At 71.5% G+C, this 26776-nt stretch carries 27 protein-coding genes; 22 read left to right on the forward strand and 5 right to left on the reverse strand.

Annotated elements, in window-relative coordinates:
* Positions 1–35 precede the first annotated feature (35 nt).
* From ACZ59A_RS09110 to ACZ59A_RS09185, 16 genes are all read left to right on the forward strand, one after another.
* Positions 36–479 carry a phage tail protein gene (locus tag ACZ59A_RS09110; protein ID WP_470955537.1) on the forward strand — a complete coding sequence of 148 codons (444 nt, stop codon included), beginning with the start codon at positions 36–38 and terminating at the stop codon, positions 477–479.
* A complete protein-coding gene (locus ACZ59A_RS09115) occupies positions 479–970 on the forward strand; it encodes a hypothetical protein (protein WP_470955540.1) in 492 nt (163 codons plus the stop codon). The genes ACZ59A_RS09110 and ACZ59A_RS09115 overlap by 1 nt, the downstream gene beginning before the upstream one ends.
* Entirely contained in the window at positions 967–1140 is a 174-nt protein-coding gene (locus ACZ59A_RS09120) for a DUF6760 family protein (protein WP_470955542.1), read from the forward strand. Before ACZ59A_RS09115 ends, ACZ59A_RS09120 begins: the two co-directional genes overlap by 4 nt.
* 175 nt (positions 1141–1315) lie before the next feature.
* Positions 1316–2443: a hypothetical protein gene (locus tag ACZ59A_RS09125; RefSeq protein ID WP_470957831.1), complete on the forward strand. Its 1128-nt coding sequence runs from the start codon at positions 1316–1318 to the stop codon at positions 2441–2443.
* A 2979-nt stretch (positions 2444–5422) separates the two neighbouring features.
* Positions 5423–6052 carry an extensin gene (locus ACZ59A_RS09130; protein ID WP_470955545.1) on the forward strand — a complete coding sequence of 210 codons (630 nt, stop codon included), beginning with the start codon at positions 5423–5425 and terminating at the stop codon, positions 6050–6052.
* A gap of 76 nt (positions 6053–6128) precedes the next feature.
* Positions 6129–6566, forward strand: a complete 438-nt coding sequence (locus tag ACZ59A_RS09135) for a phage tail protein (RefSeq protein ID WP_470955547.1) — start codon at positions 6129–6131, stop codon at positions 6564–6566.
* Positions 6567–7355, forward strand: a complete 789-nt coding sequence (locus ACZ59A_RS09140) for a CIS tube protein (RefSeq protein WP_470955549.1) — start codon at positions 6567–6569, stop codon at positions 7353–7355.
* The gene (locus tag ACZ59A_RS09145) at positions 7355–9262 is read left to right on the forward strand and encodes a VgrG-related protein (RefSeq protein WP_470955551.1); all 1908 of its coding nucleotides are present in this window, start codon (positions 7355–7357) and stop codon (positions 9260–9262) included. The genes ACZ59A_RS09140 and ACZ59A_RS09145 overlap by 1 nt, the downstream gene beginning before the upstream one ends.
* Complete coding sequence (locus ACZ59A_RS09150) at positions 9262–9741, forward strand: GPW/gp25 family protein (protein ID WP_470955554.1); 480 nt, start codon at positions 9262–9264, stop codon at positions 9739–9741. Before ACZ59A_RS09145 ends, ACZ59A_RS09150 begins: the two co-directional genes overlap by 1 nt.
* The gene (locus ACZ59A_RS09155; RefSeq protein WP_470955556.1) at positions 9741–11708 is read left to right on the forward strand and encodes a putative baseplate assembly protein; all 1968 of its coding nucleotides are present in this window, start codon (positions 9741–9743) and stop codon (positions 11706–11708) included. Before ACZ59A_RS09150 ends, ACZ59A_RS09155 begins: the two co-directional genes overlap by 1 nt.
* A 61-nt stretch (positions 11709–11769) precedes the next feature.
* Positions 11770–12342, forward strand: a complete 573-nt coding sequence (locus ACZ59A_RS09160; protein WP_470955559.1) for a phage tail protein — start codon at positions 11770–11772, stop codon at positions 12340–12342.
* Positions 12339–13847, forward strand: a complete 1509-nt coding sequence (locus ACZ59A_RS09165) for an NADase-type glycan-binding domain-containing protein (protein WP_470955561.1) — start codon at positions 12339–12341, stop codon at positions 13845–13847. Before ACZ59A_RS09160 ends, ACZ59A_RS09165 begins: the two co-directional genes overlap by 4 nt.
* Before the next feature lie 320 nt (positions 13848–14167).
* Positions 14168–15223, forward strand: coding sequence for a NucA/NucB deoxyribonuclease domain-containing protein (locus tag ACZ59A_RS09170; RefSeq protein WP_470955564.1), 1056 nt, complete (start codon positions 14168–14170; stop codon positions 15221–15223).
* Positions 15224–15304: 81 nt separating this feature from the next.
* Positions 15305–15850 (forward strand): hypothetical protein, encoded by a 546-nt coding sequence (locus tag ACZ59A_RS09175; RefSeq protein ID WP_470955567.1) that lies wholly within the window; start codon positions 15305–15307, stop codon positions 15848–15850.
* A gap of 338 nt (positions 15851–16188) precedes the next feature.
* A complete protein-coding gene (locus ACZ59A_RS09180; RefSeq protein WP_470955570.1) occupies positions 16189–16557 on the forward strand; it encodes a hypothetical protein in 369 nt (122 codons plus the stop codon).
* A 65-nt stretch (positions 16558–16622) separates the two neighbouring features.
* Positions 16623–16958 carry a hypothetical protein gene (locus ACZ59A_RS09185; RefSeq protein WP_470955573.1) on the forward strand — a complete coding sequence of 112 codons (336 nt, stop codon included), beginning with the start codon at positions 16623–16625 and terminating at the stop codon, positions 16956–16958.
* A gap of 97 nt (positions 16959–17055) precedes the next feature.
* Here ACZ59A_RS09185 and ACZ59A_RS09190 read toward each other — a convergent pair whose 3' ends face one another.
* Both ACZ59A_RS09190 and ACZ59A_RS09195 read right to left on the reverse strand, forming a co-directional pair.
* Entirely contained in the window at positions 17056–17574 is a 519-nt protein-coding gene (locus tag ACZ59A_RS09190) for a proline dehydrogenase (protein ID WP_470955575.1), read from the reverse strand.
* Complete coding sequence (locus ACZ59A_RS09195) at positions 17547–18143, reverse strand: DUF6193 family natural product biosynthesis protein (protein ID WP_470957834.1); 597 nt, start codon at positions 18141–18143, stop codon at positions 17547–17549. The genes ACZ59A_RS09190 and ACZ59A_RS09195 overlap by 28 nt, the downstream gene beginning before the upstream one ends.
* 173 nt (positions 18144–18316) lie before the next feature.
* Between ACZ59A_RS09195 and ACZ59A_RS09200 the strand changes: the two genes are divergently transcribed.
* Positions 18317–18613: a GYD domain-containing protein gene (locus ACZ59A_RS09200; RefSeq protein WP_470955577.1), complete on the forward strand. Its 297-nt coding sequence runs from the start codon at positions 18317–18319 to the stop codon at positions 18611–18613.
* Between the two features lie 93 nt (positions 18614–18706).
* Here ACZ59A_RS09200 and ACZ59A_RS09205 read toward each other — a convergent pair whose 3' ends face one another.
* On the reverse strand, positions 18707–19081 hold the full coding sequence (locus ACZ59A_RS09205; RefSeq protein WP_470955580.1) for a hypothetical protein: 375 nt from the start codon (positions 19079–19081) through the stop codon (positions 18707–18709).
* A 247-nt stretch (positions 19082–19328) separates the two neighbouring features.
* On the opposite strand from ACZ59A_RS09205, the gene ACZ59A_RS09210 reads away from it, so the two are divergent.
* The 5 genes from ACZ59A_RS09210 (at position 19329) to ACZ59A_RS09230 (ending at position 25180) form a co-directional block, all read left to right on the forward strand.
* Positions 19329–20306 carry a helix-turn-helix domain-containing protein gene (locus tag ACZ59A_RS09210; RefSeq protein ID WP_470955582.1) on the forward strand — a complete coding sequence of 326 codons (978 nt, stop codon included), beginning with the start codon at positions 19329–19331 and terminating at the stop codon, positions 20304–20306.
* Positions 20307–20484: 178 nt separating this feature from the next.
* Positions 20485–21423 carry an arginase family protein gene (locus tag ACZ59A_RS09215; protein WP_470955587.1) on the forward strand — a complete coding sequence of 313 codons (939 nt, stop codon included), beginning with the start codon at positions 20485–20487 and terminating at the stop codon, positions 21421–21423.
* A gap of 147 nt (positions 21424–21570) precedes the next feature.
* The gene (gene dctA, locus ACZ59A_RS09220; RefSeq protein ID WP_470955590.1) at positions 21571–22983 is read left to right on the forward strand and encodes a C4-dicarboxylate transporter DctA; all 1413 of its coding nucleotides are present in this window, start codon (positions 21571–21573) and stop codon (positions 22981–22983) included.
* Positions 22984–23061: 78 nt separating this feature from the next.
* Positions 23062–23973, forward strand: a complete 912-nt coding sequence (locus ACZ59A_RS09225; RefSeq protein ID WP_468048836.1) for a LysR family transcriptional regulator — start codon at positions 23062–23064, stop codon at positions 23971–23973.
* Positions 23974–24085: 112 nt separating this feature from the next.
* The gene (locus ACZ59A_RS09230) at positions 24086–25180 is read left to right on the forward strand and encodes a tartrate dehydrogenase (RefSeq protein WP_470955598.1); all 1095 of its coding nucleotides are present in this window, start codon (positions 24086–24088) and stop codon (positions 25178–25180) included.
* Between the two features lie 6 nt (positions 25181–25186).
* On the opposite strand, the gene ACZ59A_RS09235 is transcribed toward ACZ59A_RS09230, so the two are convergent.
* Together ACZ59A_RS09235 and ACZ59A_RS09240 are read right to left on the reverse strand one after the other, a co-directional pair.
* The gene (locus ACZ59A_RS09235; RefSeq protein WP_470955601.1) at positions 25187–25861 is read right to left on the reverse strand and encodes a polysaccharide deacetylase family protein; all 675 of its coding nucleotides are present in this window, start codon (positions 25859–25861) and stop codon (positions 25187–25189) included.
* Positions 25862–25886: 25 nt separating this feature from the next.
* Positions 25887–26594, reverse strand: coding sequence for a glycoside hydrolase family 11 protein (locus tag ACZ59A_RS09240; protein ID WP_470955604.1), 708 nt, complete (start codon positions 26592–26594; stop codon positions 25887–25889).
* Between the last annotated feature and the right edge of the window lie 182 nt (positions 26595–26776).

Genomic DNA, 26776 nt, shown 5'->3' on the forward strand with positions numbered 1-26776 from the left:
AGCGGCATCAGTAGCAGAAGGACAGACAGCGGTTCATGAGCATCCAGCCCGGTGATTCCTTCACCTCACACAACTTCGGCATCCAGATCGACGGCGTCATGGTCGAGTACCTCCAGGAGGTCAGCGGCCTGAGCTACGAACAGGACGTCATCGAGTACCAGCAGGTCTCCGCGCAGGGCAAGCCCAAGGTCAGCAAGATGCCGGGCGTGCAGAAGGCGGGCCAGTGCACGGTCGTGCGCGGCATGACCCCGTCCCCGGCGTTCACCCAGTGGATCCAGCAGTCCATCAAGGGCCAGATGTCGACGGCCCGTAAGAACGCCACGATCATGGTGATGGACTACGAGCTGAACCCGGTCAAGCGGTACAACCTGCGCAACGCCTGGTGCAGCAAGATCGACGCCAGCACCGTCAAGGCCGGTGAGGCGTCGGCGCTCACCGAGACCGTCACCATCACCTTCGAAGAACTGGAAATCGAGTAATGCGCCGCACGGCCGTCCGCGCGCCGGTCGCGGAAGCGGATGTGCCTGCGGCTGCGGCTGCGGCTGGGGTTCCGGTCCCGGCCCCGGTTCCGGCTCCGGCGCCGGACCCCGAACCGCAGCGGCTGCGCACCGAGTTCGAGTTCGAGCTGCCGCGCGGCTACGTCGACGAGTCCGGCACCGTGCACCGCACCGGGACCATGCGGCTGGCGACCGCGCGGGACGAACTGGTGCCGCTGCGGGATGTGCGGGTGCAGGAGAACCCGGCCTATCTGTCGGTCGTGCTGCTCGGCCGGGTCATCACCCGGCTGGGCGGGCTGACCTCGGTGCACGACGGCGTGGTGGAGAACATGTTCGCCTCCGACCTCGCCTTCCTCCAGGACTTCTACCGGCAGGTCAACGCCGAGGGCCACACCCGGGCCGGGGTCACCTGCCCGCACTGTGAGCAGCCCTTCGAGGTGGAGCTCGGCGGGAGCCGCCTGGGGGAATCGTGACGTACGCGACCGACCGTATCCATCAGGAGATCGCGTACGTCGCCTACCACTTCCACTGGAGCCTGGAGAACATCCTGGACCTCGAACACGGCGACCGACGGCGCTACGCGCAGGAAATCGCCTCTCTCGTCACCCGCGCCACGGAGGGGTTCGGGACTGCCGGCGCTTGACCATGCAGGAGTGCGCTTCCGCAAACACAAGTGAGCCTGGCGCCGGCGGCCGAGAAGTGCCTGCGGGCCTTGGATCGATAGGAACGGAAGTTTGTTCATCGAATATGTGACCTTTGTGGGTGGGGGTCGTTGGACGGGGCGACAGGATTTTCGATGCCCGGTGGGGGTGAAGGGTTTGGGCGGGGTGCGGGAGGTGGCGGCGCCGTGCGTGGTGCCCGGCCCAACGGGGACGGCCATCCGGGCCCGGTTACGCGTGTCGGAGACCGATGCGGCGGTACTGGCCGAGGTCGGCGTCTTCCTTGGTGCCTTGGCCGCGGGGGATCTGGCGGTGCGTTCCCGGCAGGGCCTGGAGCACGGCAGCGAGACCTGGGCGGTGCGCAAGCGGGAACTGACCGGCGTCTCGTCGGCGAGGTGGGCGGGCAGTATCACCAAGGCCACACATGACCAGTGGGCCTTGGCCCGGCGCGGGCACGCCGCTGAGATGGCGTGGCTGCGCAAGCAGATCGCGTCGATCCAGGAGCGGTTGGCGCGTCCGTTGGGGGCGAAGGCGGACAAGCGGGAAGGAGCGCCAGGCGGGTACGGTTCGCGGGCCGAGTGGCATGCCAAGTCCCGCCGCGTGCACGCGCTGCGAGCCCGGCTGGCCGGGGTGGAGGCGGACTGGGCTGTGGGCCGTGTGCGGGTGGCGCGCGGCGGGAAGAGACTCGCGCGCCTGCGCCACCACCTGGATCAGGCCGGACTGAGCGAGCAGGTGTGGCGGGAGCGGTGGCGAGCGGCGCGGATGTTCCTGGCCGCGGATGGCGAGTCCGGCAAGCGTCTGGGTAATGAAACCATTCGTATCACCGATACCGGAGAGCTCTCGATCAAACTCCCAGCCAGGCTGGCCCGTCTGGCCAGCGCCCCGCACGGCCGGTACGTGCTGGACGCGACCGTGGCGTTCCACCATCGGAGTGAGGAGTGGCTGGACCGGATCACGGACAACCGGGCGGTGGCCTATCGCATCCACCACGATGTGACACGGGGCCGTATCGGGCGACGCGCCCTCGGACACCCGATCCGGCGACGGACGGCACCGCCCCACGACGACCAGAGTGATCGCCGTGGGCATCGGACCGCCCAGGCCCGACCGGATTCCCGACGGCGTGAGGGACCCCGCCCCCGCCTTCCCGGACCACGGACGAGATCCGTACCGCCCGGCAGCGGAGCGAAAGCGGGCGACCAGCGTGCCCAACACCGTTCGGAGCACGCGGCTGAGCAACAGTCCTGGATACAGGATTCACTCCTGCTCAGTCCCGAGGAACGGTAGATGGGACTGCTCGACAGACTCTGGGGCCAGTCGCGGGCGCCGCGCGGCGGGGCTGCCGCCGGCGCGCCCGGGGAGACGGCCGGGCGGGCGCCTGGGGAGGACGCCCGTCCGGCATCCGCGGAGGGGATGCCGGACGGTCCGTCCGCGTCCCCGGAGGGCCGTACAGATCGCCGGGCGGCGGCTGCGTGGGCTGGACTTCCCCCGATCCAGTCCACGGCCGCCGCCCGGTCTCCGCACGGCGTCGCCGACCCCGGGTTCGGTGCCTCGCTCACCACCTGGCAGAACCCGTCCCTCGCCGGGACGCTGTCGCACGCCGTGCTCGACGGTGCGCCGGGCGGCCTGATCCGGGGCGCCCTCAGGGCGTCGGGCACCCCGTCCCCGGACCTCGGCGCGCCCTCGCTGGCCCTGCCGCTGGCCCAGCCGGAGCCGCCCGCGGAGCCCGCCGTTCCGTCGTTCAGCGGTTCGGCGGCCCCCCGGGTACGCCCGGTCCCGCCGAGCCCCACCCGCCCCCCAACCCTGACCACGGCCCCCGCCCCCATACAACGCCGCGCCCTCCCAGTGACCCCCATTGGCGCCCCGTCGGCCCCTGCCCCAGGCGCGGCGGCCCCGCCTGCGCCTGGCTCCGCCTTGGGGTCGGCGCCTGCGCCTGGCTCTGCGTCGGCTCCCGGTCCGGGGGCGGTGGGCCCGGCTCCTGCGCCTCGTTCTGCCTCGCGTCCCGGTCCGGGGTCGTCGGCCCGGGCATCCGCTGCGCCCACGGCCCCTGGGCCGTCGCAGCTGCCCACCGCTTCCGCCGCGCCTGCGGTGCAGCGGCGCGTGCCCGACGCTCCGGCGCCTGCGGTGCCCATGGCCCCCAAGTCTTCGCAGACGCCTGCCGGTTCCGCTGCGCCCGCAGTGCAGCGGCGCGTGCCCGACGGCCCCGGCCCCGGTGGTACGGGTCTGGGCGCGCCGATGACGGGCATGCCTCCGTCGGCGCTGCGTCCCGTTCAGCGGCGGGCCGTTGCTCCCGCCCCGGCGGCGCCCGGTTCCGTTCCGGCCCCGGTATCCGCTGAGCCCACGGTGCCCGGGTCGTCGCAGCTGCCTGCCGATCCTGTTGCGCCTGCGGTGCAGCGTCGTGTGCCCGACGCTCCCGGAGGTACGGGTCCGGGCGCGCCCGCGACCGCCACGCCCCCGGCGCCGCCGCCTTCCGTTCAGCGGTCGGTCGGCGTTCCGGACCCGGCTTCGGGTCCTATGCCTACACCGGAGGTGGCGCGGGAGAGTGAGCCGGGCGGGGACGCGTCGGTACCCGCTGCGCCCACGGCCCCCACGTCTCCGGAGCCGCCTGCCGCTCCCGTCACGCCTGCGGTGCAGCGGCCCGTGCCCGACGTTCCCGAAGGCGCGGGCCTGGGCGCGCCGACGACCGGCATGCCCCCGGCGCCGCCGAGTCCCGTCCAACGGCGGGCTGTTGCTCCGGCCCCGGCGGCGCCCGGTTCCGCTCCGACCCCGGCTTCGGCGCCTGCTCCGGCGCGGGGCAGCGGGCCGGGAGAGGTCGCTTCGGCATCCGCTGCGCCCACGGCCTCTACGTCTCCGCAGCCGCCTGCCGCGCCCCCGGCGCCACCGCGTCCCGTTCAGCGGTCGGCCGGTGTTCCGGGCTCGGCACCCGCCTCGGCTTCGGCACCTGCCGTGCCCGCGGCCCCCAACTCTCCGCAGCCGCCTGCCGCTCCCGTCACGCCTGCGGTACAGCGGCGCGTGCCCGACGTTCCCGATGGCGCGGGCCTGGGTGCGCCGATGACCGGCATGCCCTCGGCGGCGCCCGGCTCCGCACCGAACCTGGCTTCGGGGCCTGCCCCGGCGCGGGGCAGCGGGCCGGGCGGGGACGCTTCGGTATCTGCTGCGCCCACGGTGCAGCGTCGTGTGCCCGACGCTCCCGGAGGTACGGGTCCGGGCGCGCCCGCGACCGCCACGCCCCCGGCGCCGCCGCGTCCCGTTCAGCGGTCGGCCGGTGTTCCGGGCTCGGCACCCGCCTCGGCTCCGGCACCTGCAGTGCCCGCGGCCCCCAAGTCTCCGGAGCCGCCTGCCGCCCCCGTCGCGCCCGCGGCGCAGCGGTACGTGCCCGACAGCGCCGGAGATGCGGGTGCGGGCGCGCCCGGCATGCCTCCGGTGGCGCCGCGTCCTGTGCAGCGGCGGACCGTTCTCCCGGGCGGGAACGCTTCGGCATCCGCTGTGCCCACGGTGCCCGGGCCGTCGCGGTTGCCCGCTGCCCCCGTCGCGCCCGCGGTGCAGCGGCGTATGCCCGACGATCCCGGACCCGTACCTCCCGCAGCGCCTGACTCCGTTTCGGCACCCGCCGCGCCTGCGGTGCAGCGGCGCGTACCTGACGGTCCCGGCCTCGGTGGTACGGGTCTGGGCGCGCCGATGACCGGCATGCCCTCGGCGGCGTCGCGTCCCGTCCAGCGGCGGGCCGCTGTTCCGGGGGCGGACCCGGCGTCCGCTGTGCCCACGACCGCCGGGCCGCCACAACTGCCCGCAGCGCCTGCGGTGCAGCGGCGCGTGCCCGACGGTCCCGGCCTCGGTGGTACGGGTCTGGGCGCGCCGATGACCGGCATGCCCTCGGCGGCGCCGCGTTCCGTTCAGCGGCGGGCCGCTGTTCCGGGGTCGGCCCCGGCGTCCGCTGTGCCCGCGGCACCCGGGCCGCCGCAGCTGCCCGCAGCGCCTGCGGTGCAGCGGCGTGTGCCCGACGGCCCCGGCCTCGGTGGTACGGGTCTGGGCGCGCCGATGACCGGCATGCCCCCGGTGGCGCCGCGTCCCGTTCAGCGGCGGGCCGCTGTTCCAGGGTCGGCGCCCGCGCCTGCGGTGCAGCGCGGTGGTACGGGCCCGGCCTCGCCACCCGCCCCATCGGCCCCGCTACCGCAGGCACCCGTACGCCGGGAGGCCGCACCAACCCTGCAGCGCAACGCGGTTGCGTCGCTTCCCCTGGCGTCGGCGCGCGCCCTGACCTCGGCGATGCCGACGACGCCTCCGCCCGGTGTCGCCGCCGTGCAGCGCAGCAGTTCGCCGACGGCCGTGCCGCTGCGCCGCGTCCGTACGGACAGCGCCCCGCCTGCCCCGCCGGTACGGCGCGCAGACGCCGGACCCGCGCCCGCGACCGGGCCGATCGGCCGCGCGGCGCCCGTGCAGCGGCAGACCAAGGCGGCGGCCCCCGCGCCCGGCGCCGTACAGCTCCCCGTGCGTCCCCACACCCCGGCGGCGCACCCCAGCACCCCCACACCGTCGCCCCAGGCGCCACGGACGGCGCCCGCACCGCGCCCGGTGCAGCGGGACGCCGTCGCGCCACCACCCACCCCGGCACCCCCACCGGCACAGGCACAGGCACAGGCACAGACACCGGCACCGGCACCGGCACCGGCACCCCGCGCCACGACCACGAGGGACACCGGCACCCAGACCCGAAGCGGCGGCGGCAGCGCCAAGCGCATCACCGCCGGGACCGCCGCGTTCGACGCCAGGGCGCTCACGGACGGGCAGTTCGACGAGCTGGTGCACCGGCTGATCGGCCCGCTGACCCGGCTGCTGAGAACGGAGTTCCGCCTCGACCGCGAGCGCATCGGCAAGCTGCGCGACCCGCGCCGATAAGCGCGTACGAAGACGACCCCAGACCGCACACGCCACACGCCACACGCACCGACGTAGGAAAGAAAGGCCGCCCGCGATGCCCAGTGATCTCGACCCGGGGTCCACGATCTTCTTCACCCTCACCATCGACGGCCAGAGCCTGGGGTACTTCAACGGCTGCGAGGGTCTGTCGTCCGAGGTGGAGATCGAGCACCACCAGGAAGGCGGCAACAACGGCTTCGTCTGGCAGCTGCCGTCCCGCGTCACCTTCTCCAGCATCCGGCTGACCCGCCCCCTCACCCCCGACACGGCGAAGGTGGCGGCCTGGGTCTCGTCCATCACCACGGGCGTCACCCGCCCCACCGGGCAGATCGCCGCGCTGCGGGCGGACGGTTCGGTGGTGGCGCAGTGGGGGCTGCTGGACGTGCTGCCGGTGCGGTGGCAGGGGCCGTCGCTCGATCCGGCGAGCCCGGCGGTGGCCACGGAGGTTCTGGAGATCACCCACCACGGCTTCACGGATGCGGGGGCGGCGTAGATGGCCACCAACGGCAAAGGCGGCGGGGGCCGCGGCGGTAACCCCGGCGGAGGCCGCGGCGGCGGCAAAGGCGGAGCCAAGGGCGGCGCGGGCAAGAGCCTGGTCCGCGCCTCGCTCGCGATCCACGAGCCGCCGATCGGCCACAGCACCAGCCCCGGCGGCCTGATCAAGAACTTCGCGTTCGACTTCAACCCCGCCCAGCTGTCCATGAGCCGCCGTACGGACTGGAAGGTCACCCCGAGCCCGGCGGTCCGCGACGGTTCGCAGCCGGAGTTCATGGGGCCCGAGCCGCGCGAGCTGAGCCTCGACATCTTCCTCGACTCCTCGGACCGGCCGGACAGCAACGAGGTGCTGAAGAAGGTCGAGTCGCTCTTCCTCTGCTGCGAGGTGACGGCGTCCAGCCTCGCCGCCAAGCAGCCGTCCACGCCGTGGGTGGTCTTCCAGTGGGGGTCGTTCTCCACCGCCCGCTTCACGGCGTACATGGAGTCCGTGGACGTCACGTACTCCCTGTTCGGCACCACAGGGGTGCCGATCCGGGCCACCTGCCAGGTGCGGATGCGAGAGATACCGGGCGCGACGAAGGGCCAGAACCCCACCTCCGGCGCGCTCACCGCGCGCCGTGTGCACCGCCTCGTCGCGGGCGATTCGCTGCAGTCGCTGGCCTGGCGGGAGTACGGGGACGCCACCGTCTGGCGGGTGATCGCCGATACCAACGGCATCGACGACCCGGCCCGCCTCGCGCCCGGCACCGAGCTCATCCTGCCCGCCGTCGAGGAGGTGACGGCCTGATGCCGCCGATCTCGTACTCCAGCATCATCCACGTCGAGCTGGACGGCAGCCCGTTGCACCCCGTCGAGGTCGCGCCGCAGCTGGCGGAGGCATGGGTGGACTTCGGGGCGGGGGTGCCCGCCGCGTTCCAGCTCACCTTCCGCGACCAGAAGCGGACGGTGCTGGGGCTCGCGAAAATCACCATCGGCACCAAGGCCGTACTGGCGCCGGTCGCCGACGGCAAGGGCGCGCAGGATCCGCTGTTCACCGGCGAGGTCACCGGGCTGGAGACGGATTACGACGCGACCGGCGCGTTCACCGTGGTCCGCGGCTACGACCTCGGTCACCGCATGCTGCGCCAGCGCCGGGTGGCCGGATACACCGACATGACGGCCTCCGACATCGCCAAGCGGCTGATCGGGAAGAGCGGGGTAACCGCGGGCCGGATCGAACCGACGAGGACCACCTACGAGTTCATCACCCAGGACAACGTCACCGACTGGGACTTCCTCGCCCGGCTGGCGGACGAGAACAAGAAGGTGATGTTCCTGGACGCCAAGGGCAAGTTCCAGTTCGTCAGCCGCAAGAGCGCCGCCGGGGCGCCCCCGCCGAGCACGGACGGCGACAAGAGCCCGTTCGTGCTCCACGGCGGCCGGGACGTCCTGCGCTGCCGGGCCTCCGTCACCTCGGCCGACCAGGTGCCCCAGGTGCAGGCGCGCGGCTGGAACGTGCAGGCCAAGAAGGCCATCACCGCCCAGGCGCCCGCCAAGAGCAACCCGGCACTCGCCAACGGCACCAAGCCCGGCGCGGGGACGGCGAAGTTCAAGGCGAGCAAGCTGGTCGACGCCTCGTTCCCGTACGACCAGCAGGGCGAGGTCGGCCGGGCGGCGCAGGCGCTCGCGGACGACGTGACGTCGGCCTTCGCCGAGCTGGAGGTGACCGTCCGCGGCAACCCCAAGCTGCGCGCCGACATCCCGGTGACGCTCAGGGACGTCGGCAAGCCCTTCGACGGCAAGTACACGATGACCGGCGTCCGCCACGTCTTCGAGATGAGCAAGCCGTACACGACCCTGGTGACCGTCAGCGGACGCCAGTGGCGGTCCCTGTACGGGCTCGCCTCCGGCGGCACCCAGGCCGGGGCCTCCCGGCTGCCGTCCGTGGCCAACGCACTCGTCACCAACGTGAAGGACCCGCTCAAGCAGGGCCGGGTGAAGCTGAAGTTCCCCTGGCTGGACCCGGATTACGTGAGCGACTGGACCCGGACCGTGCAGTGGGCCGGGGTGGGCGGCGGCAGCGTCTTCCCGCTGGACGTCAACGACGAGGTGCTGGTGGCGTTCGACCGCGGCGCGCTGGACCATCCGTACGTCATCGGCGGCCTCTACAACGGCAAGGACAAGCCGAAGCCCGGCGACGTGCCGCTGCACGACGCCCTCAAGGGCAAGGCCACCCGGCACACGCTCGCCGACCGCGAGAACAACCGGCTGGACCTGCTCAGCCAGAAGATCGGCAAGCGCGGGGTGCGGCTGAGCACCGGCAACGACCGGCTCACCATCAACCTGGACCGCACCAGGACCCAGATCACCGTGGACAGCAAGGGAACCGTGGTCATCAAGGGAACGGGCGCGGTGTCCGTCGAGGCCGGTGGCAATCTGAGCCTGCGGGCGGGCGGCACCATGAACCTGAACGCCGGGGGAGCGCTGAACATCACGGCGGGCGGCGCCCTGTCCGCCACCGCGGGCGCCGCGTTCAACATCAAGGGCGGCACCGGATCGATCCAGACCGGCGCCCTGAGCGTGACGGCCGGGGCGGTCAACGTCCTGCCCGCGACGTTCACGATGATGACCCCCGGTGTCGTCACCATCGGGGGCACTTCGGTCGCGCTGACCGGCCTCGCCACGATCAACGGCCACATCCCGGTGGTGGTCTGATGGCCGGGCAGTTCGTCGGCTCCGGCTGGTCCTTCCCCTTGCGCATCAGCCCGACCGGGGGCATCGCCCTGGTCAGCGGGGAGCGGGAGATCGAGGAGGCCATCCGGCTCGTGCTCGCGACCGCCCCCGGCGAGCGGCCCATGCGCCCGGAGTTCGGCTGCGCCATCCACGACCTGGTCTTCGCACCGGTCAACGAGGCCACCGCGGGCCGCATCCAGCACGAGGTGTACACCACGCTGGACCGCTGGGAGCCCCGTATCGAGGTCCGCGAGGTGGAGGTGACCGCGGGCGACGACCAGGGCGTGCTGTACATCGACGTCCGCTACGTCGTCCGCGGCACCAACAACCCGCGCAACCTGGTCTTCCCGTTCTACGTCATCCCCTCCCACGACGACTCCGATCCGTCCTCGTCCGCCGATGACAGCGCCGGTGACAGCGCCGGTGACGGCGGCGGACCGGCCACCGAAAGCGACCGCTGATGGCACTGCCCTCCCCGAACCTCGACGACCGGCGCTTCCAGCAGTTCGTCGACGACGCCAAGCGCTACATCCAGCGGCGCGCCCCGGAGTGGACCGACCACAACGTGTCCGACCCCGGTGTCACCCTGGTGGAAACCGTCGCGCACATGGCCGACCAGATCGTGTACCGGCTCAACCGGATCCCCGAGAAGAACCACCTGGCCTTCCTCGACCTCGTCGGCATCACCCTCTTCCCGCCGTCCGCCGCCCGCACCGACCTCACCTTCTGGCTGTCCGCCCCGCAGGACGACCCGGTCCGCATACCCGTCGGCACGGAGACCGCCACCGTGCGCGCCGACAGCGAGGACGCCGTGGTCTTCGCCACCGAGCGCGAACTCACCGTCATACCGAGCGAGTTGAGCCATCTCGCCGTACAGCACGGCGGGGAGCAGGTCACCGACCGCACCACGGACCTCGTCGAGGGCACCGACGTGATGTGCTTCGCCGAGTCCCCGGCGCCCGGCGACTGCATGCTGCTCGGCCTCAGCGCCGCAGTCCCGCACTGCGCGGTCGCGCTGCGGCTCGACAGCCGCGTCGACGGCGTCGGCGTCGACCCGCGGCAGCCGCCGCTGGTCTGGGAGGCGTGGACGGCCGAGGGCTGGGTGGTGTGCGAGGTCGACCAGGACACCACCGGTGGCCTCAACCGCCCCGGCGACGTCGTCCTGCACATCCCCGGCGGCCACATCCTCTCCCGCACCGGCCGGAAGGAGGCGGGCTGGCTGCGCTGCCGGGTCACCGAGCCCGAGACCAACCAGCCCTTCTACACCACCTCGCCCACCGTGCGCTCCGCCGAGGCGTTCACCATGGGCGGCACCGTGCCCGCCGTCCACGCCGAGACGGTGCGCGACGAGGCCCTGGGCGAGTCCACCGGGCTGCCCGGCCAGCGGCTGCGGCTCGCCCACGCCCCCGTCGTCGGCGACCTGCCCCCGCTCCACCTCCAGGTGGCCGATTACGCGGGGGAGCAGGGCTGGGCCGACTGGGACGTCGTCCCGCACTTCGCCGCCTCCGGCCCGTACGACCGCCACCTGACCCTCGACGCGGCGACCGGCGAGATCGCCTTCGGCCCGGCCGTCCGCGAACCCGACGGCACCCTGCGCCAGTACGGAGCCGTCCCGCCCAAGGGCGCCGTGATCCGCGCCCGCCGCTACCGCACCGGCGGCGGGCGCACCGGAAATGTCGCGCGGGGTGCCATCCGCACCCTGCGCGACTCCGTCCCGTACGTCGCCGAGGTCGTCAACCGCGAGGCCGCGCAGGGCGGGGTGGACGGCGAGACCGTCGAGGAGGCCAAGGCCCGCGCCCCCATCACGCTGCGCGCCCAGGACCGCGCCGTCACCCTGCGGGACTACGCCGAACTCGCCCGCCGCGCCGCCCCCGAGACCGCCCGCATCACCTGTCTGGAGGGCCAGGTGGAGGAGTACGGCTCGTACGCGGTACGCGTCCTCGTCGTCCCCAGCGCCGTCCCCGACCCCGGCGGGCGGCTCCGCTTCGAACAGCTCGTCCCCGCCGACGCGCTCCTCCAGCGGATCACCCGCTACCTCGACGAGCGGCGGCTCATCGGCACCCGGCTGGCCGTCGGCCCGCCGTACTACCAGGGCGTCACCGTCGTCGCCACCGTCCACGCCTTCCGCGGCACCGACGCCGACCGCGTACGGCGCGACGCCCACGACGCCCTCTACCGCCACCTCGACCCCCTCACCGGCGGCGCGGACGGCACCGGCTGGCCCTTCGGCCGCCCCGTCCAGTCGGGCGAGATCTTCGCGGTGCTGCAGCGCGTCCCCGGGGTGGAACTCGTGGACGAGGTACGGCTGCACGCCGCCGACCCGCTGACCGGCAAACGAGGCGACCGCACCGACCGCATCGACCTCGATCCGCCGTCCCTGGTCTTCTCCTACGACCACCGCGTCCGGGTGATCGGGGACACGGCATGAGCCGCTGTACGCATCGCCGTACGCATCGCTGTACGAGTCACCGCATGAGGGGAGCCACCCCATGAGGGGATCCATCGACGGCCTCGCCTCGTCCTCCCCGCTCGGCTTGATGCTGCCCGCCGTCTTCGCCGACGACGACCTCGCGCAGCGCTTCATCGGCGGGCTGGACGACGTCCTGGCGCCCATCCTCAACGTCCTTGACTGTCAGGAGAGTTACTTCAGCCCCGCCCTCGCCCCCGCCGACTTCACCCGCTGGCTCGGCTGGTGGATCGGCGCCGAGACCGACGGCATCGAGGACGACCACCCCGAGGGCGAGGCCCGGCTGCGCGCCGCGGTCGCCGCCGCCGCGTACCTGCACCGCGTCCGCGGCACCCGCTTCGGCCTGGCCGAGACGGTACGGCTCGCCTTCGGCGTCGAACCGGAGATCACCGAAAGCGGCGGCGCCACGTGGAGCGCCCGCCCACGCGGCCCCTTCCCGGGCCAGCCCCGCCCCCGGCTGCACGTCACCCTGCGCCTGCCGTCCCCGACCCCGGCCGACGAACACCGCCTCGACGAACTCGTCTCCGCCGCCCGCCCCGCCCACGTCCCCTACACGGTCCAGGTGACCGCCGCGGAAAGGACCCCCGAGTCATGACCCCCAGACAGTCCGCAGGCGGCCGTGGCACCGACGAGCCGACCGCCCCCCTGACCTGCGACGAGTGCGGTACGCGGTATGTGCCGGGGCAGTCCTTCTGCGACGGCTGCAACGCGGTCCTGCCCGACCGGCCCCCGCCACCGCGCGCCGCCGCCCCCGCGACGGACCCACGCCAGGGCCGCGCCCCGGCGCCGAGTGGTGGCGCGCCGACTGGCGGTGCTTCGGGCGGTGGGGCGCCGACGGGCGGTGCTCCGGCCGGTGGCGCGCCCGGCCCGCACCACTCGGCAACCGCCGCCCCCGGCACGCCGGGCCGGACGGCACCCGATGCGCCCGCCTCGTACGGCCCGGCCACGTACGGCTCCGCCCCGCAGGGCTTCGGGCCGCAGGGCTTCGGGCCGCACGGATCCGCCCCGCAGGGCCCCGCCCCGCAGAGCCCCGCCCCGCAGGGCCCCACCCCGCAGGGCTTCGGGCCGCACGGCTCCGCCTCGCCGGGCTTCGGGCCGCCGGGGTCCTCCGCCCATACGCCCCCGGCGGGCGACGCCGACCCGACCCGCCCCGTACCCCGGGCCACCACCCCGGCACCCGCGGGAGGCACCCCCGACCCGGAATCCACCACGGACCGGGCCCGCGCCCTCCTCGTCCCCGTGGCCGACCCGCAGGGCGAACCCGAACGCCCCCCGGCCGTCGCCCCGGTCCTCCCGGGCCGCCCGGCCCCCGCCCGCCCCGAGGTCCGCGCCCCGGTCGCGCCGGAGAACCACGGCGGCGTGGCGTGTCCCTGGTGCCACGTCGCGAACCGCCCCGACCGCCACTTCTGCGCGCGCTGCGCCATGCCGATGGCCCAGGGCCCGGAGAACCCGACCCGTCTCCCCTGGTGGCGACGGATGTTCGACTACCGCAACCGGGAACAGCCCTGGGCGGGCGACCGCCCGCGCCTGCGCCACCAGATCGGCCGCATCCTGCGCTGGGTCGTCCTCGCGGCGGTGCTGGCCCTGGTGGGCTGGGCCCTGTTCCAGACCCCGCAGGCCGTGAGCGCGGTACGCGACCACTTCGCCAAGCGCGCCCCGCTCAACCCGGACTCCTACAAGGCGTCCCGCTCGTTCCCCCAGCACGGCCCGGACAAGGCGTTCGACGTGGTCAGCAACTCCTGGTGGGGCCCGGGGGTCACCCAGTCCGCCCAGGGAGAGTGGCTGGAGGCCCGCTTCCGCGACCCGGTACGCCTGCTGGACATCGGCATCACACCGGGGATGTCCGGCCACGGTGACACCCTCACCAAGTCGGCGCTCCCGCACCGCATCGAGGCCCGCGTCACCACCGACGACGGCAAGACCACCATCCGCGAACTCAACCTCGACCAGGGCGCGGGCTTCCAGCGCCGCCCCTTCCGCTTCCAGAACGTCACCGCGGTCCGCTTCACCATCCAGTCGGCCTACGGAGCCAATAACAAGAAGCAGCTGGCGATAGCCGAGATCGAGTTCTTCGGCCCCTCCAAGGCAGGCCGCTCATAACCCCGTACGCCGAACACTCCCGCCCCGCTCGCGTCTCGCTCGAAGATCACTCGCAGTAGGACGAGACGAGCGGGGCGGGCGGAACGTACGGGCCCCCTGTGTCCAACTTCCGCGCCCCACAACACCCACATACCCCGGACAGCACGCAGGCCACTTCGGACACTCGGAAGCCGGGTTCTCAATTCCGTTTGCACTCCCTAACTTGAGGTTCTGTCGCGGAACCGCGACAGAAGGGGGGCATCATCGTGAATCGTCCGAAAACATGGCAACGCACCACGGCCGCAGCCGGGCTGGCGGCATGCGCACTTCTGGCGACCTGTATGGGCACCGCCCAGGCCGCACCGCAGGTCAAACACCATCTGAAGGTCACCTACAGCAGCACCCGGCCCATGAACAGGGCCGCCGACGACACGGGCAAGCTGTGCGCGACGCCGGCCGTCGTGACCCAGGAGTTCATCCGTACCCACGCCTGCAAGACCGTGCAGGCCACGGTGAGCGTGCTGAAGATCGTGAACGGAGTGCCCCACCTGGAGGGCACGGCCCGGTTCACGATCGAGCACGAGATCGACCTGGACCTGCGCCGCACCAAGTGGAGCGAGAAGATCGCGGTGTCCAAGGCCCGCCTCACCGGCCGGGCCGACGGCATCCGCACCGTCTTCCGCCCGACCGCCCCCGGCGCCACGGCCAAGGCCACCGGCGCGCTCGCGAAGCCGTTCACCCTCGGCAGCGCGGCACCGTCCGGCGGCATCGACTACGCGATGCGGGTCGCCAAGATGAAGAAGCGCACGACGGCGACGCGCTACGCGTTCGCGATGACCAAGCCCGGCTACCTGCCCGGCGCCATGACGTACAAGTCGGAGCGCTACCGCTGCGACGACACGCTGTGGAACGAGTCGAAGACGCGGCGGACGAAGGCCGCCGGATGCGTCTTCCCCCAGCACGCCACGACCGACGACGGGAACCTCCTGTCCGGCATGGCCTTCCTGCCGCACATCGCGAGCAACATCCGCAAGGTGCAGTCCGCCTCGCTGCACATCGGACGCCCCGGCTCCAGCCATCCGCTGACGCGCGCCAGCGAGGCCACGAAAAAGAAGAACCGGGAAGCGGTGTGCGGGGGCAAGCAGCCCGGACGGGGCGACGTCACCTGGGTGGTCCTGCCCACCGTGCCGGGCCAGGAGTACAACCCGACCTCGCCGTCGTGCGACGAGTACCCCTTCGCCAGCACTCATCAGGGCGGCACCGCGTACGCACCGCCGAACCGTGCCATCAAATGGGTGCCGCGCTGGGAGAACACGCGGCAGGGACAGATCCTGAACAGCTTCTACGCCAAGTACCGCGTCCTCGTCGGCGACCCGTACTACATCAACATGGGCTGAGCGAACAGATCACCGTGGCCCGCACTCACTAGAGTGCGGGCCACGCGCCCGTTCACCTGCCCAAGCGCCGAGGAGCCCCGCATGCCCGAGGAGCGTTTCCGGGTCGACGTAGAGCACAGCTACGACGTGATCACCGGAGCGGTGGAGGAAGTCACCGACGTCTTCCTCCAGATCGACCCCAACAAGGCGATCGGCGGCAACGTCGTCCCCTACGACGACCAACGCGGCCTCCAAGTCCTCACCCTCACCGAATGGGACGAGATCACGCTGACTACCAGCGTGCACGACTCCGCCCCACCCCTGGATCCCGCGCCCTGGTCGTGGATCAGGGAGGTCAGCGTCCTGGCCGAACCCGGCGGCACCGGCCCCGCCCCGGACGAGGACGACGACGACCGCGACCCCCACACGGCCCTGGCCGAGGTATGGACCTTCGGCGAACAGGGCTCCGACCTCCACGCCGAACCCGAGCTCCCCTGCCCCGACGGCACCCCCCGCTGGTTCCGCGCCAGGATCCACGGCCGCGCAGCCCAGGCGGCCCCCGAAGGGGAACCGTACGAGGAACACCTCATCCAACTCTGGCCCCAACCCCCCTCACCCCCCGAGGACCTCCACCCTCAGAGGGGATGAGCCCGCTCCCACTCCCGAATGCGGCGGGACTTGCGGCGCTGGCGGGAGCTGCCCTCGGGGCAGTTGCTTCGGCAGCATGACCAGCGGCGTCCGGCAGGGGCGTCGTGAGGCGTCACATTTCCGCCCATTGTCCACTGTGCGACCGTTGTCCCCGCTCCCGGGCCCTGGTCCGACGAAAATCCCAACAGCCGCCTGTGCACGGCATCTTGTCGTCGACACTAAGCCATGCTTATGGTCATGGCCGCAATGCCGATTGGCATGCGAGCGCACGGGGGACGCGAGAGGAATTGCCTATCTGCGGGCAGTCCTGCGCGCCTCCCCTGACACACGGGGAATCAATGAGCTTCAAAGCTGGATCGGCGGTGGCCGCTGTGGCCGCCGCCGTCGCCTCCGCGAGCATCCTGATGGCGCCCGGCGCCTCCGCGGCTGACTCCGCGGCCGATTCCGGGGGCAATTCCATCAAGCCTAGTTACGTCTGCACCTCAAAGCACACACAAACCACGGGATCCGCCAAGTGCTCCAACCTGGCGCGGTTCGACCAATATCGGGCGAAGGTCACCTGCATCGACTCCCGCGGTATCAAGGCGGTCTTCTACGGCCCCTGGAAGAAGGGCAAGAGCGGCGAGTGGTCGAGCCGTAAGTGCCCCGGCACCGAGGGCGGCCGAGTGGGCGTCTACAAGGCGGGCTACCAGGTCGAACTCATGTGACGCCCGGCAGGCCCGACCCGCCTGCCCGTCGCAAGCACGACTCATCGAAAACACGGGGAAGACGCATGAATCGTAAGAAGGCATTCCTCGCCGTCGCGGGAATGGTGATGGGCGCCAGCCTCATCACGCCCTCCGCCCTCGCGGAAGACGGCGATATCGGAGTTCGCTCCGCAGACTGCAACACCTGGTCCAAGAACGGCACCACCGGCTACGCCTATTGCTCCGGCCTCGGCCAGGTCGCCGCACACCGGGTGAAGATAGTGTGCGTGGACACGCGCGGCGTAGAGGTCACGTTCTACGGCCCCTGGGTCGGCAACGCCAAGACGTCGAAGCGAAAGTGCCCGGGCACCGAAGGCGGCCGGGTAGGCATTCTCCGCGTCGGCTCGGAGATCAAGGACTGACCCCATAGGGAAAACCCCTGATGTCCCGGTGGGCGGCCCAACCAGCCGCCCACCGGCCACCTTTGCCCGCCGCGTTGTCTCCGCGGACCGCGATGCGTCAGCCCCCGTTGCCCAGAACACTCCCTGCCGCCGCCCGGAACCCCTTCACCGCCTCCCACAGCGCGTCCGACCGCTCCGCCGCGAGCGCCAGGTCCTCGGCCCGGTGTGAGGCGTCACCGCGGCGGGCATCGTCCACCATCCGCCGCATCACGCCGGAGAGCGCACCCGACGCCTGCGCTACCCCGCTCACGGCCTCGCCCACCCCCGGCGGTCCCTCCAGTAGCACGACCTCGGCGGCCCGGTGCACCTCGCGCGCCAGCGCGATGAACGTCTCCACGCGCCCCTCGACGACCGCCTGGTCGGGAGACTCGGCATCGAGCGCGCGCAGCACGTCGTCCATCGCCACATCGCGATCGTGGAGGGCGACCAAGTACTGCGTGTACGCCTCGCGTCGTACCTGCCGACGCCACTGGTCATGCTGGGAACGCGCCTGGGCACGCCCACTGACCGACGCCGCCCCCAACGAGGCAACCGCCCCGAGGGCCGCCCCTACCAGCGCCGCAAGTCCCGCATCCATGCCCGCGATTCTGCCCGCCGCTGCCCCACCGCTCGTTCCCCCTCGAACGCCGCGAGTTCCCGTGGGCTGCCGGCAAAGGCCGGACCGCAGCCCGGAGGCAGCCGCTCGATCACCATGGCCAGGGCCTCGTCCACGCTCCCGGCCTCACCGACGTGTTCGCTCCTGGACGGACCGTCGACCCGGTATCGGTCGTCGTACGAAGGGGACACATACGGGATGTCCCAGGTGTAGCGCGGTTCCGTACAGCGGCTGAAGTGCAGCTCCCACATCCCCGTCCACGGGTAGAGCTGCCGCAACAGCGGCTGCGCGTAGGCGGCCCGCACGAGCGCGCCGAAGGGACCGAGGGGCGGCGAACCCATTGGCCTGACCGGTTCTCCCGCAGTCTGCGACAGCCTGCGCCAAGCACTCTCGATGGGATCGATCACGCCGTCATTCTGTACGGCGCCGGATCCTCGCGCAGCCCTGGACCAGTCCGGCAGTCGCGGCAGCGGCGGCCGGGCTGAGGCGCGCGGTAGTGCCGCAGCTTTTAGTGGGATGTGCACCTGATATGAAGAATTCGGCAATCTCATCGCGGTGCGGAAGAATGCGAAAGGTGGTGAGGTGGTGGCGTCGAAGGAAACGCTTCTTCGCTGCCGAACGGTCCGCCTCACCGGTGCGGCGCAAGCGACCGATACCGACCGCTTCTCTGCGAGGTGCGCCGCGGGCCGGGTTTCCTCAGACTTGAGGTGAGGAGGTGAGGTCCATGCCCACCTACATCACCCTGCTGAACTGGACCGAACAGGGCGTCCACGCCTATCAGGACACCGCGAAGCGCTACGCGGCCTTCGCGGCGGCGCTGGACAAGCTCGGGGTGAAGCTCCTGGACTTCCACTGGACCGTCGGCCCGTACGACATGATCTACGCGATCGAAGCGCCGGACGACGAGACTGCCACTGCGGTATCCCTGCAGCTCAGTGGCCTGGGAAACGTTCGCTGCACGACACTGCGGGCCTTCGACCGAGAGGAGATGGACGGCATCATCGCCAAGGCGGCTGCCTGAGGGCGGCGGCGTGAGGGCGGCTGCCTGACGGCGGCGAGTGGGGATGCGCGGCGGCAGGCCCCCGGGGGGTGGGGGCCTGCCTGGCTTCGCTACTTACTTGCAGTAAATCGCGGCCTTCGACTTACGCACGTTGACCTTCCCCTTGACCTTGGCGCTGGCATAACTCGAGTACTTACCGCAGGTGCCGACCTTGGCGGTGACGCTCACGGACCCGGACTGGGCCGTTTTGCACTTGTTGGCCACCTCGATGTCGGGGTAGTAAGGGTGAGCCACCAGGAGGGATACGCACAGTTTCGTGCCCGCGGGCTGCGGACCGAGCATGGTCGCGCTTGCGGTCACCTTTCCGGACTTATAGGTGGGTGCCTTTGCGGTGAGCCAGTCGGCGGCGGATGCCGTTTGAGTTCCGCCGATTACCGCGAGTGACGCGAGCGCGGCGACAGTCGCCGCGCCGATGGACTTGAACTTCAAAATTGCTCCCCGTTTGAGCGTGATCAAAGTGATCGTGCTTGGCGGGAAAGCTAGCAGACGTCATGGGAGAAGTCAGCGGCTCGGCAAATCAATTCCGCTTGGTCCTCGATGGCAGCGCAAAGGCAGTATTTGCCTGATATGGCGGGGATGTGAATGCGGGGGATTCCGAATGGGGGCGGAACCCCTGAAGAGAACGGCGGCGGCGCCGTCACTTGCCCTGCTCTTCCCCGGCCCGCATGCTGAGGTCGTGCAGACGCTCAGCGCTTCCGGGCCGGATGAATGGGCCGACGCCGTCGGCAAATGCTTCTTTCCCCTGGCGGTCGTCGGCGTCGAGGACCGGTTCTCCGCGACGATTCGGCAGGCTCCGCTCGGGCGTGGTGTACGCGTCGCCGAGGTGGTCACCGCCACCAATGAGGTGTCCCGGACCCGCCGTCTCGCGCGGCAGGCGCCCTCGGACGAAGTACTTCTGCTGATCCAGCTCAGTGGCACGGCCCTCGTGCGGCACGACGACCGCTCCGTCACCCTCGACGCCGGTTCGGCGACCCTCGCGGACCCGCTGGTCGAGTACAGCGTCACCGCCTCCGCGTCGAGACAGCTGGTCCTGATGTTCCCGCGCACGGTGGTGCGGCAGCTGGCCGCACCCGTCAGCTCCGCCCGGCTGCGGCGGATCGACGGCCGCATCCCCTCGCTCCGGGCGCTGGTCGCGCTGACCGAGGAGACGCTCTCGACGGAGGCGCAGACGCAGACAGAGAGGGAGGCGCAGACAGGGAGAGAGCCGCAGACGCAGATGCACTTCGGCGAGCGCGACGCACTCGCCGGTGCCGTCACCGACCTCGCGCGCTCCGTCTTCGCCCGCCTGACGGACAGCGCCAGCGCACCCCGCACCCGCGACGCGCTGGTACGGACCGCCCTGCACCTCATCCGCGAACGCGCGACCGACCCCGGTCTGACGCCGGAGGCCGTGGCGCACGCCGTGGGCGTATCGCCGCGGCAACTCGCGGCGCTCCTGCGGTCGCAGGGGGCGCAGGGGTCGCCGAGCCGCCTGATCCGCTCGGAGCGGCTCCGCCACGCCCGCGCCCTGCTGATGGATCCGCTGTACGAGAAGGTCTCCGTCGGGGACATCGCGCGGCGAAGCGGCTTCACCGACCCCACCACCTTCACCCGGGCATTCCGCCGGGAGTTCCATGACCTCCCCTCCGACCTGCGCCGCGCCTACCTCGACTGACCCCTTCACGCATCGGCGATCACGCATCGGCGATCCGCGCGCCGGATCGGCGTTTCCGACGCGCTTCCCCATGAACGGCCGAACCGCCGTGTCCCCCGCGGGCTCTCGGCTGGAAGCGCGCGCGAACGCACCGTTGTACTGGCGGATGCCCACACCCTCACCCACACAAGGAGTCCCGATGACGCCTGCCGACCCGCCGCCCACCGGCGGCCCCGACCGCGACGACGTGCACCTTCGCCTCGTATGGCCCCAGTGGCAGGGCGCGGGCACGTCCAGCGTCGAGGCGTTCGCCTCCGAGTTCCCGTTGGACGTCGCCCGCCGCGGCTACGCCGTGGGCTCGGCGGTCCTCGAAACGGTTCTGCCGCCGCACCAGGGCCCCACGGTGACCGTGCCGGTCACGATGACGGACGACGGTCTGGAGGAGCGCGACGGCGTCGAAGCCAAGGCCGCCGTCGTCGCGCAGCTCGAACGGGCGCTGGCGGCCATCCGCCCGTACGACCCGGCACGGATCACGACCCTCGGCGGAGAGTGCGCCGTCAGCGTCGCGCCGTTCGCCGAACTGGCCCGCCGGTACGGGGACGACCTCGCGATCGTCTGGATCGACGCGCACCCCGACATCGGCACCCCCGAGAGCGCGTACCCGGGGTATCACGCGATGGCCGTGGCCACCCTGACCGGCCACGGAGACCCCGACATCCTGAAGCTGCTCCCGGCGACCGTCCCGCCCGACCGGGTCGTCCTGGCGGGGCTGCACGCGTGGACCGACGACGACTTTCCCCACGTAGCCGAGTGGGGCATCGCCTCGTTCGGCCCCGATGACCTGCGTACCTCCACGCGCCCCCTGCTCGACTGGATCGCGGCGACCGGCTGCTCGCGCGTCGCCGTGCACTTCGACGTGGACGCGGTCGACAGCGACGAGATCGTGCTCGGCCTCGGAGCCGAACCGAACGGACTCACCAGCGCCCAGGTCCGGCGCGTCGTCGCCGACATCGACGAGGCCGTGGACGTGGTCGGGCTCACGATCGCGGAGTTCATCCCCCGTCAGGTGATGCGCCTGCGGCAGATCCTGGACGGCTTCCCGCTGCTCTCCGCGACCTCATCGCGTAGCGAGCCCTAGGAGCCTTGCAGGAGCAGAACAGATAGGCCCCGCCTATACGGGGCATCGATTTTTGGTCGTGGACCCCCTGAGCTGTGGCCCGGTTCACTGTGGCGCAAGCTGGCGCGGCCCGATCGGGCTCGGTGTCGCGCGATCAGGGAGGCCGCAATGACGCAAACCCCGGACCCAGAAGAGCGACCCGCGACCCCGGAGCCGGAAGAGCGAGCCGCGGCGAAACCGTGGTACCGGCAGTTGTACATCCAGGTGCTGGCGGCGATCGTGGTCGGCATCGTGCTGGGCTGGCGGTGGCCGGATCTGGCCACCTCGATGGAGCCGATCGGCACCACCTTCATCACCGCGATGAAGATGCTGATCGGGCCGATCGTGTTCCTGACCATCATCGGCGGCATCGCCGGAGTCGCGGACCTGAAGAAGGTCGGGCTCACCGGCATCAAGGCGCTGACGTACTTCCAGGTCGGCACGGTCGTCGCCCTCCTCACGGGGCTGGTCGCCATCAACCTCGTACGGCTCGGCGACGGCGTACACGCCGATCCGTCGACGCTGAGCACCTCGGACGAGGCCGGTCAGTACATCGCGCAGGGCGAGCACCAGCACTGGTGGGAGTTCCTGACGAACACCGTGCCGAACAGCTTCTTCGGGCCGTTCGTCGAGGGCGACATCCTCCAAGTCATCTTCCTGGCGGTGATTTTCGGGATCGCGCTGAAGGCGGTCGGGCAGGTCGGCGAGCCGATCATCGCGGGCGTGGGACGGCTGACCGAGGTCGTCTTCAAGGTGCTGTCCTTCGTGATGAAGGCCGCGCCGCTCGGCGCGTTCGGCGCGATGTCGTACGCCATCGGGAAGTTCGGCCTGTCCACGCTGACCAGCCTCGGCTCGCTGATCCTGCTCTTCTACGTCACCTCCGCCCTGTTTGTCGTGGTGGTGCTGGGCGGTGTGCTCGCCGCGTACGTACGGCTGAACATCTTCCAGCTCATCCGCTACTTCAAGGAGGAGTTCTTCCTGATCCTGGGCACGTCCACCGCCGAGCCCGCTCTGCCGGGGCTGATGCGGAAGCTGCAGTTCATGGGCGTCCAGCGGTCCACGGTCGGCCTGGTCGTCCCGACCGGCTACAGCTTCAACCTCGACGGCGCGGCGATCTACCTCTCGCTGGCCACCCTCTACATCGCCCAGGCGACCGATACGCCGCTGTCGATCACCCAGCAGCTCGGCATGCTCGCCGTCATGCTGCTGACCTCCAAGGGCGCCGCGGGTGTGGCGGGCGGCGGCTTCATCGCGCTGACCGCGACGCTGTCGACGGTCGGACATGTCCCGGCCGCGGGGATCATGCTCATCTTCGGCATCGACAAGTTCATGTCGGAGTGCCGGGCCATGGTGAACTTCTTCGGCAACGCCGTCGCCACCCTGTTCATCGCCAAGTGGGAGAACGGCGTGGATCTGGCGCGGGCGCGAAAGGTGCTGGCCGGGAAGGGCGGCGAGCCGCCCGTGGCCGCCGAACCCGAGGAGGATCGGCCGGTTGCGGCGGTGGCGACCCGCGCGCACACCGCCGAGGCCACCCGCGGGTAGCGGCGGGACCGGGCCGCGGCTGGGGGCGGGGATAGGTTGACCCGGCAGCAGCAGCCCAGAACCGCCCCGGGAGGCACCGTGGACGCCCGGCAGCTCGAGTACTTCCTCGCCATCGTCGAACACGGCGGCTTCAGCAAGGCGGCCGCCGCCCTGCACGTGGCGCAGCCGTCGCTGTCGCAGGCCATGGCGACCCTGGAGGCCGACCTCGGGGTGGCCCTCTTCCACCGGGTCGGCCGGGGTGTCGTCCTCAGCGAGGCGGGCGCGGAGCTGCTGGAGCCCAGCCGCCGCGTGCTGCGGGACCTGGCCGCCGTACGGGACACGGCCGCCGGGCTCGCCGGGCTGCACGGCGGCACGGTCGAGGTCGCGACCATGCCCTCGCCGGGCATCGAGCCGCTCACCACCCTCATCCACCGATTCGCCGAGCTGCACCCTTCGGTGACGGTGAGCACCCAGGCCGCGTTCACCCCGGACGAGGTCCTGTCCCTGGTGCGCAGCGGCGCCTGCGAACTGGGCCTGCTGGGCTCGGCGAGCCCCGTGAACCCGTCCGGTCTCGACGTCCTGCACGTGGAGGACCAGCCGTTCGTCATCGTCGCCGCGCCCGGCGGGGCGATCGAGGACGGGGTCACGATCCGGCCCGGCGACCTGGCCGGTCAGAAGCTCATCGCCTCCCGCACCGGCAGCCTCATGCGCAGCATCGTGGACGACATCACGGCGGGCGGCACGGGCACGCAGATCGTGACGGTCGTCGACCACCGGACGTCGATCCTGCCCCTGGTCCTCACCGGGGTCGGGGCCGCCGTCCTGCCGTCCTCCTGGACCCGGCTCGCCCGGCGCTGCGGCGCGGCGGTGGCGCCCCTCGAACCGACCGCCCAGCTGCACGTGACGATGGTCAGCCTGCCCGCGCACCTCACCCCCGCCGCCCGGGCCTTCCTCTCCCTGACCGGCTCACTGGCCGCCCGGCGGGCGCGCGACAGCGCACACACGGACTGACGCCCGACCCATTGGCCCGGCCTATACGTCGCATCGAAACCAGGTCTTGGACGCGCCACGGCCGCCCTGTGTTGACTCGGACCAACCTCACCACAGCGAGCCGGAGGCACCCATGACCGCCGCCCCCCGTACGTTCCGTATCGCCGCCATCCCCGCCGACGGCGTGGGCAAGGAAGTCGTCGCCGCAGGGCGCGCCGTCCTGGACGCGCTGGCCGAGGACTCCCGCAACACCGACGGCGCCTTCGCCTTCGACTGGGAGGAATTCCCCTGGGGCTGCGGGTACTACGAGCGCACCGGCAAGATGATCGACGACGATGGCCTGGACCGCCTCAAGGACTTCGACGCCATCTACTTCGGCGCGGTCGGCTGGCCCACCGTCCCCGACCACATCAGCCTGTGGGGCCTGCGCCTCAAGATCTGCCAGAGCTTCGACCAGTGGGCCAACATCCGCCCCGTACAGTTCCTGCCCGGCGTCCAGAGCCCGCTGCGCAAGGCCGACGACACCGAGCTGGACTGGGTCGTCGTCCGCGAGAACAGCGAGGGCGAGTACGCGGGCCTCGGCGGCCGCAACCTCTCCGGCCGCGGCCCGGGCGGCGAAGTCGCCGTACAGTCGGCCCTGTTCACCGAGGTCGGCTGCGAACGCATCATCCGCTTCGCCTTCGACCTGGCCCGCACCCGCACCCGCTGCAAGGTCTCGTCCGTCACCAAGAGCAACGCGCAGCAGTACGGCATGGTCCTGTGGGACGACGTCTTCCGCCGCGTCGCCGCCGACTACCCGGACGTGGAGACCGAGAGCGTCCTCGTGGACGCGATGTCCGCGAAGTTCGTCCTCCACCCCGAGGACCTGTCGGTCGTCGTCGCCTCCAACCTCAACGCCGACATCCTCTCCGACCTCGGCAGCGCCCTGGCGGGCAGCCTGGGCCTGGCCGCCAGCGCCAACCTCAACCCCGAGCGCCGCTTCCCCAGCATGTTCGAGCCCGTCCACGGCTCCGCCCCCGACATCGCGGGCCAGGGCCTGGCCAACCCCATCGGCGCGGTCGGCAGCGCGGCCCTGATGCTGGACCACTTCGGCCTCCCCGACGCCGCGGCCCGCCTGCATAAGGCCATCGAGGCGACGACGGCCGCGGGGATCCTCCCCCGCGACCTGGGCGGCACCGCGACGACCGAGGACGTGACCAAGGCCCTGATCGCCGCGCTGAACGCCTGACCCTTGTTACGCCGTCGGGGCCACGGCGCGGCCGGTCTGCGGCGAGATCATCCCGGCGCACAGGCCGCGGGCGGCCAGCCCCTGAGCGATCCGGGGGATCGCGGCGACCGTGTTGGCGGGCCAGTCGTGCATGAGGATGGTCTGGCCGTTGGTCATCCGACCGGCGGCCTGCACGATCGCGTCGGTGCTGGCGTTGTTCCAGTCCTGCGAGTCGACGTCCCAGATGATCTGGGTCAGGCCGTACTTGGCCGCGACCGACTTCACCGTCGCGTTGGTCTCGCCGTACGGCGGCCGGAACAGCTTCGGAGTGCCGCCGCCCGCGCCCGCGATGGCCGATTGCGTCCGGGAGATCTCCGAGTCGATCTGCGCCTGACTCAGCTGGGTCAGGTGCGGATGGGTGTAGCTGTGGTTGGCGACCCACATCCCGGCGCTGACCTGGGCCCGCACCTGGGACGCGTTGGCGGCGGCGTTCTGGCCCGTATTGAACATCGTGGCCCGCAGCCCGTTCTGCTTGAGCGCGTTGAGCAGGGCGGATGTGCTGCCGGACGGGCCGTCGTCGAAGGTGAGCCCGACGTACCCGCCGCACGCCGTCGCCGCGGCCTGCGCCGGTGCGGCATGGACGGTGGTGAGGGTGCCCGCGGCAGCCATCGCGACGACGGCCAGTAACGATCTGATTCTCATACGGATTCGTCCTCGTCAGCTCGAGCTACTTCACCGTGATGTTGGAGCTACCGCTGCTCTGATAGCCCTCGGTCGCGAGGATCATGTAGTACTTGAAGCTGCCCAGCGGCATTCCGGCGCGGGCCCAGGCGTCGAAGTGGTTGCCGGTGGTGATCGTGCCGCCCGTCCTCTTCGACTGCCGGACGCTCCAGTACTGATCGAAGGTGCGCGTGCCCTCGACGGACGGCGCGTTGTACCGCGTCGTCTTGTAGATGTCGTACGTACCGCCGTCGCTGGTGACGGTCCCCTTGTACGTCCCCGTGGGCCGGTACGTGCCCCAGTTGTCGACGACGTAGTACTCGACGAGCGGGTTCGACGTCCACCCGTAGAGCGCCAGATAGGCGTTGCCGGACGGGTTGAACGTGCCCGAGTAGGTCACACTCCTGCGCCCGCCGTTGCTCCAGCCCTTGCCCGCGACGAAGTTCCCGGTGTTGCGCCACGACGTGCTGTAGCTGCCACCGGAGGCCAGGTTCATGGAGACGGTGCCCTGCGCGTCGGTCCAGAACGAGTAGTAGTAGCCGTTGTTGGTGCCGGTCTGGTTCGTGGTGATGACCGTGTCGGCGTGCGCGGTGCCGGGCAATGCCACCGCGGCCACGGCGACCAGCACGGTCGTGCAGACAGTGCTGATGAGCAGCCTGAAGCGGCCGAGCAGCCCTAAGCGACCTCGTCTGCGACTCGCCGGTGCGTCCTTCATGTGCGTGATCCCTCCTCGCTCCCCGCTTCCCGCAGTTTTGAACTGCTCACATCAACAGTCAACAGCGTTCCGGAAAGAATCACGGAAACTTCCGGATCCTTACCGGTCGGACCGGCGCTGATGCGTCGCGATCGCATGACGCATTGGCTCACGGACGCAGCGCACATGCACGCCGCCTTCGC

The sequence above is a fragment of the Streptomyces sp. NPDC040405 genome (assembly GCF_055595765.1).

Bases quoted from the DNA above. Each gene is read 5' to 3' on its own strand.
- ACZ59A_RS09165 (WP_470955561.1), top strand. From the start codon at position 12,339: ATGACCCCCAGACAGTCCGCAGGCGGCCGTGGCACCGACGAGCCGACC.
- ACZ59A_RS09240 (WP_470955604.1), bottom strand. From the start codon at position 26,594: ATGAAGGACGCACCGGCGAGTCGCAGACGAGGTCGCTTAGGGCTGCTC.
- ACZ59A_RS09140 (WP_470955549.1), top strand. From the start codon at position 6,567: ATGGCCACCAACGGCAAAGGCGGCGGGGGCCGCGGCGGTAACCCCGGC.
- ACZ59A_RS09195 (WP_470957834.1), bottom strand. From the start codon at position 18,143: ATGAGATTGCCGAATTCTTCATATCAGGTGCACATCCCACTAAAAGCT.
- ACZ59A_RS09235 (WP_470955601.1), bottom strand. From the start codon at position 25,861: ATGAGAATCAGATCGTTACTGGCCGTCGTCGCGATGGCTGCCGCGGGC.
- ACZ59A_RS09190 (WP_470955575.1), bottom strand. From the start codon at position 17,574: ATGGATGCGGGACTTGCGGCGCTGGTAGGGGCGGCCCTCGGGGCGGTT.
- ACZ59A_RS09170 (WP_470955564.1), top strand. From the start codon at position 14,168: ATGGGCACCGCCCAGGCCGCACCGCAGGTCAAACACCATCTGAAGGTC.
- ACZ59A_RS09145 (WP_470955551.1), top strand. From the start codon at position 7,355: ATGCCGCCGATCTCGTACTCCAGCATCATCCACGTCGAGCTGGACGGC.
- ACZ59A_RS09160 (WP_470955559.1), top strand. From the start codon at position 11,770: ATGAGGGGATCCATCGACGGCCTCGCCTCGTCCTCCCCGCTCGGCTTG.
- ACZ59A_RS09130 (WP_470955545.1), top strand. From the start codon at position 5,423: ATGCCGACGACGCCTCCGCCCGGTGTCGCCGCCGTGCAGCGCAGCAGT.
- ACZ59A_RS09175 (WP_470955567.1), top strand. From the start codon at position 15,305: ATGCCCGAGGAGCGTTTCCGGGTCGACGTAGAGCACAGCTACGACGTG.
- ACZ59A_RS09150 (WP_470955554.1), top strand. From the start codon at position 9,262: ATGGCCGGGCAGTTCGTCGGCTCCGGCTGGTCCTTCCCCTTGCGCATC.
- ACZ59A_RS09180 (WP_470955570.1), top strand. From the start codon at position 16,189: ATGAGCTTCAAAGCTGGATCGGCGGTGGCCGCTGTGGCCGCCGCCGTC.
- ACZ59A_RS09110 (WP_470955537.1), top strand. From the start codon at position 36: ATGAGCATCCAGCCCGGTGATTCCTTCACCTCACACAACTTCGGCATC.
- ACZ59A_RS09230 (WP_470955598.1), top strand. From the start codon at position 24,086: ATGACCGCCGCCCCCCGTACGTTCCGTATCGCCGCCATCCCCGCCGAC.
- ACZ59A_RS09115 (WP_470955540.1), top strand. From the start codon at position 479: ATGCGCCGCACGGCCGTCCGCGCGCCGGTCGCGGAAGCGGATGTGCCT.
- ACZ59A_RS09200 (WP_470955577.1), top strand. From the start codon at position 18,317: ATGCCCACCTACATCACCCTGCTGAACTGGACCGAACAGGGCGTCCAC.
- ACZ59A_RS09185 (WP_470955573.1), top strand. From the start codon at position 16,623: ATGAATCGTAAGAAGGCATTCCTCGCCGTCGCGGGAATGGTGATGGGC.
- ACZ59A_RS09135 (WP_470955547.1), top strand. From the start codon at position 6,129: ATGCCCAGTGATCTCGACCCGGGGTCCACGATCTTCTTCACCCTCACC.
- dctA (WP_470955590.1), top strand. From the start codon at position 21,571: ATGACGCAAACCCCGGACCCAGAAGAGCGACCCGCGACCCCGGAGCCG.
- ACZ59A_RS09215 (WP_470955587.1), top strand. From the start codon at position 20,485: ATGACGCCTGCCGACCCGCCGCCCACCGGCGGCCCCGACCGCGACGAC.
- ACZ59A_RS09155 (WP_470955556.1), top strand. From the start codon at position 9,741: ATGGCACTGCCCTCCCCGAACCTCGACGACCGGCGCTTCCAGCAGTTC.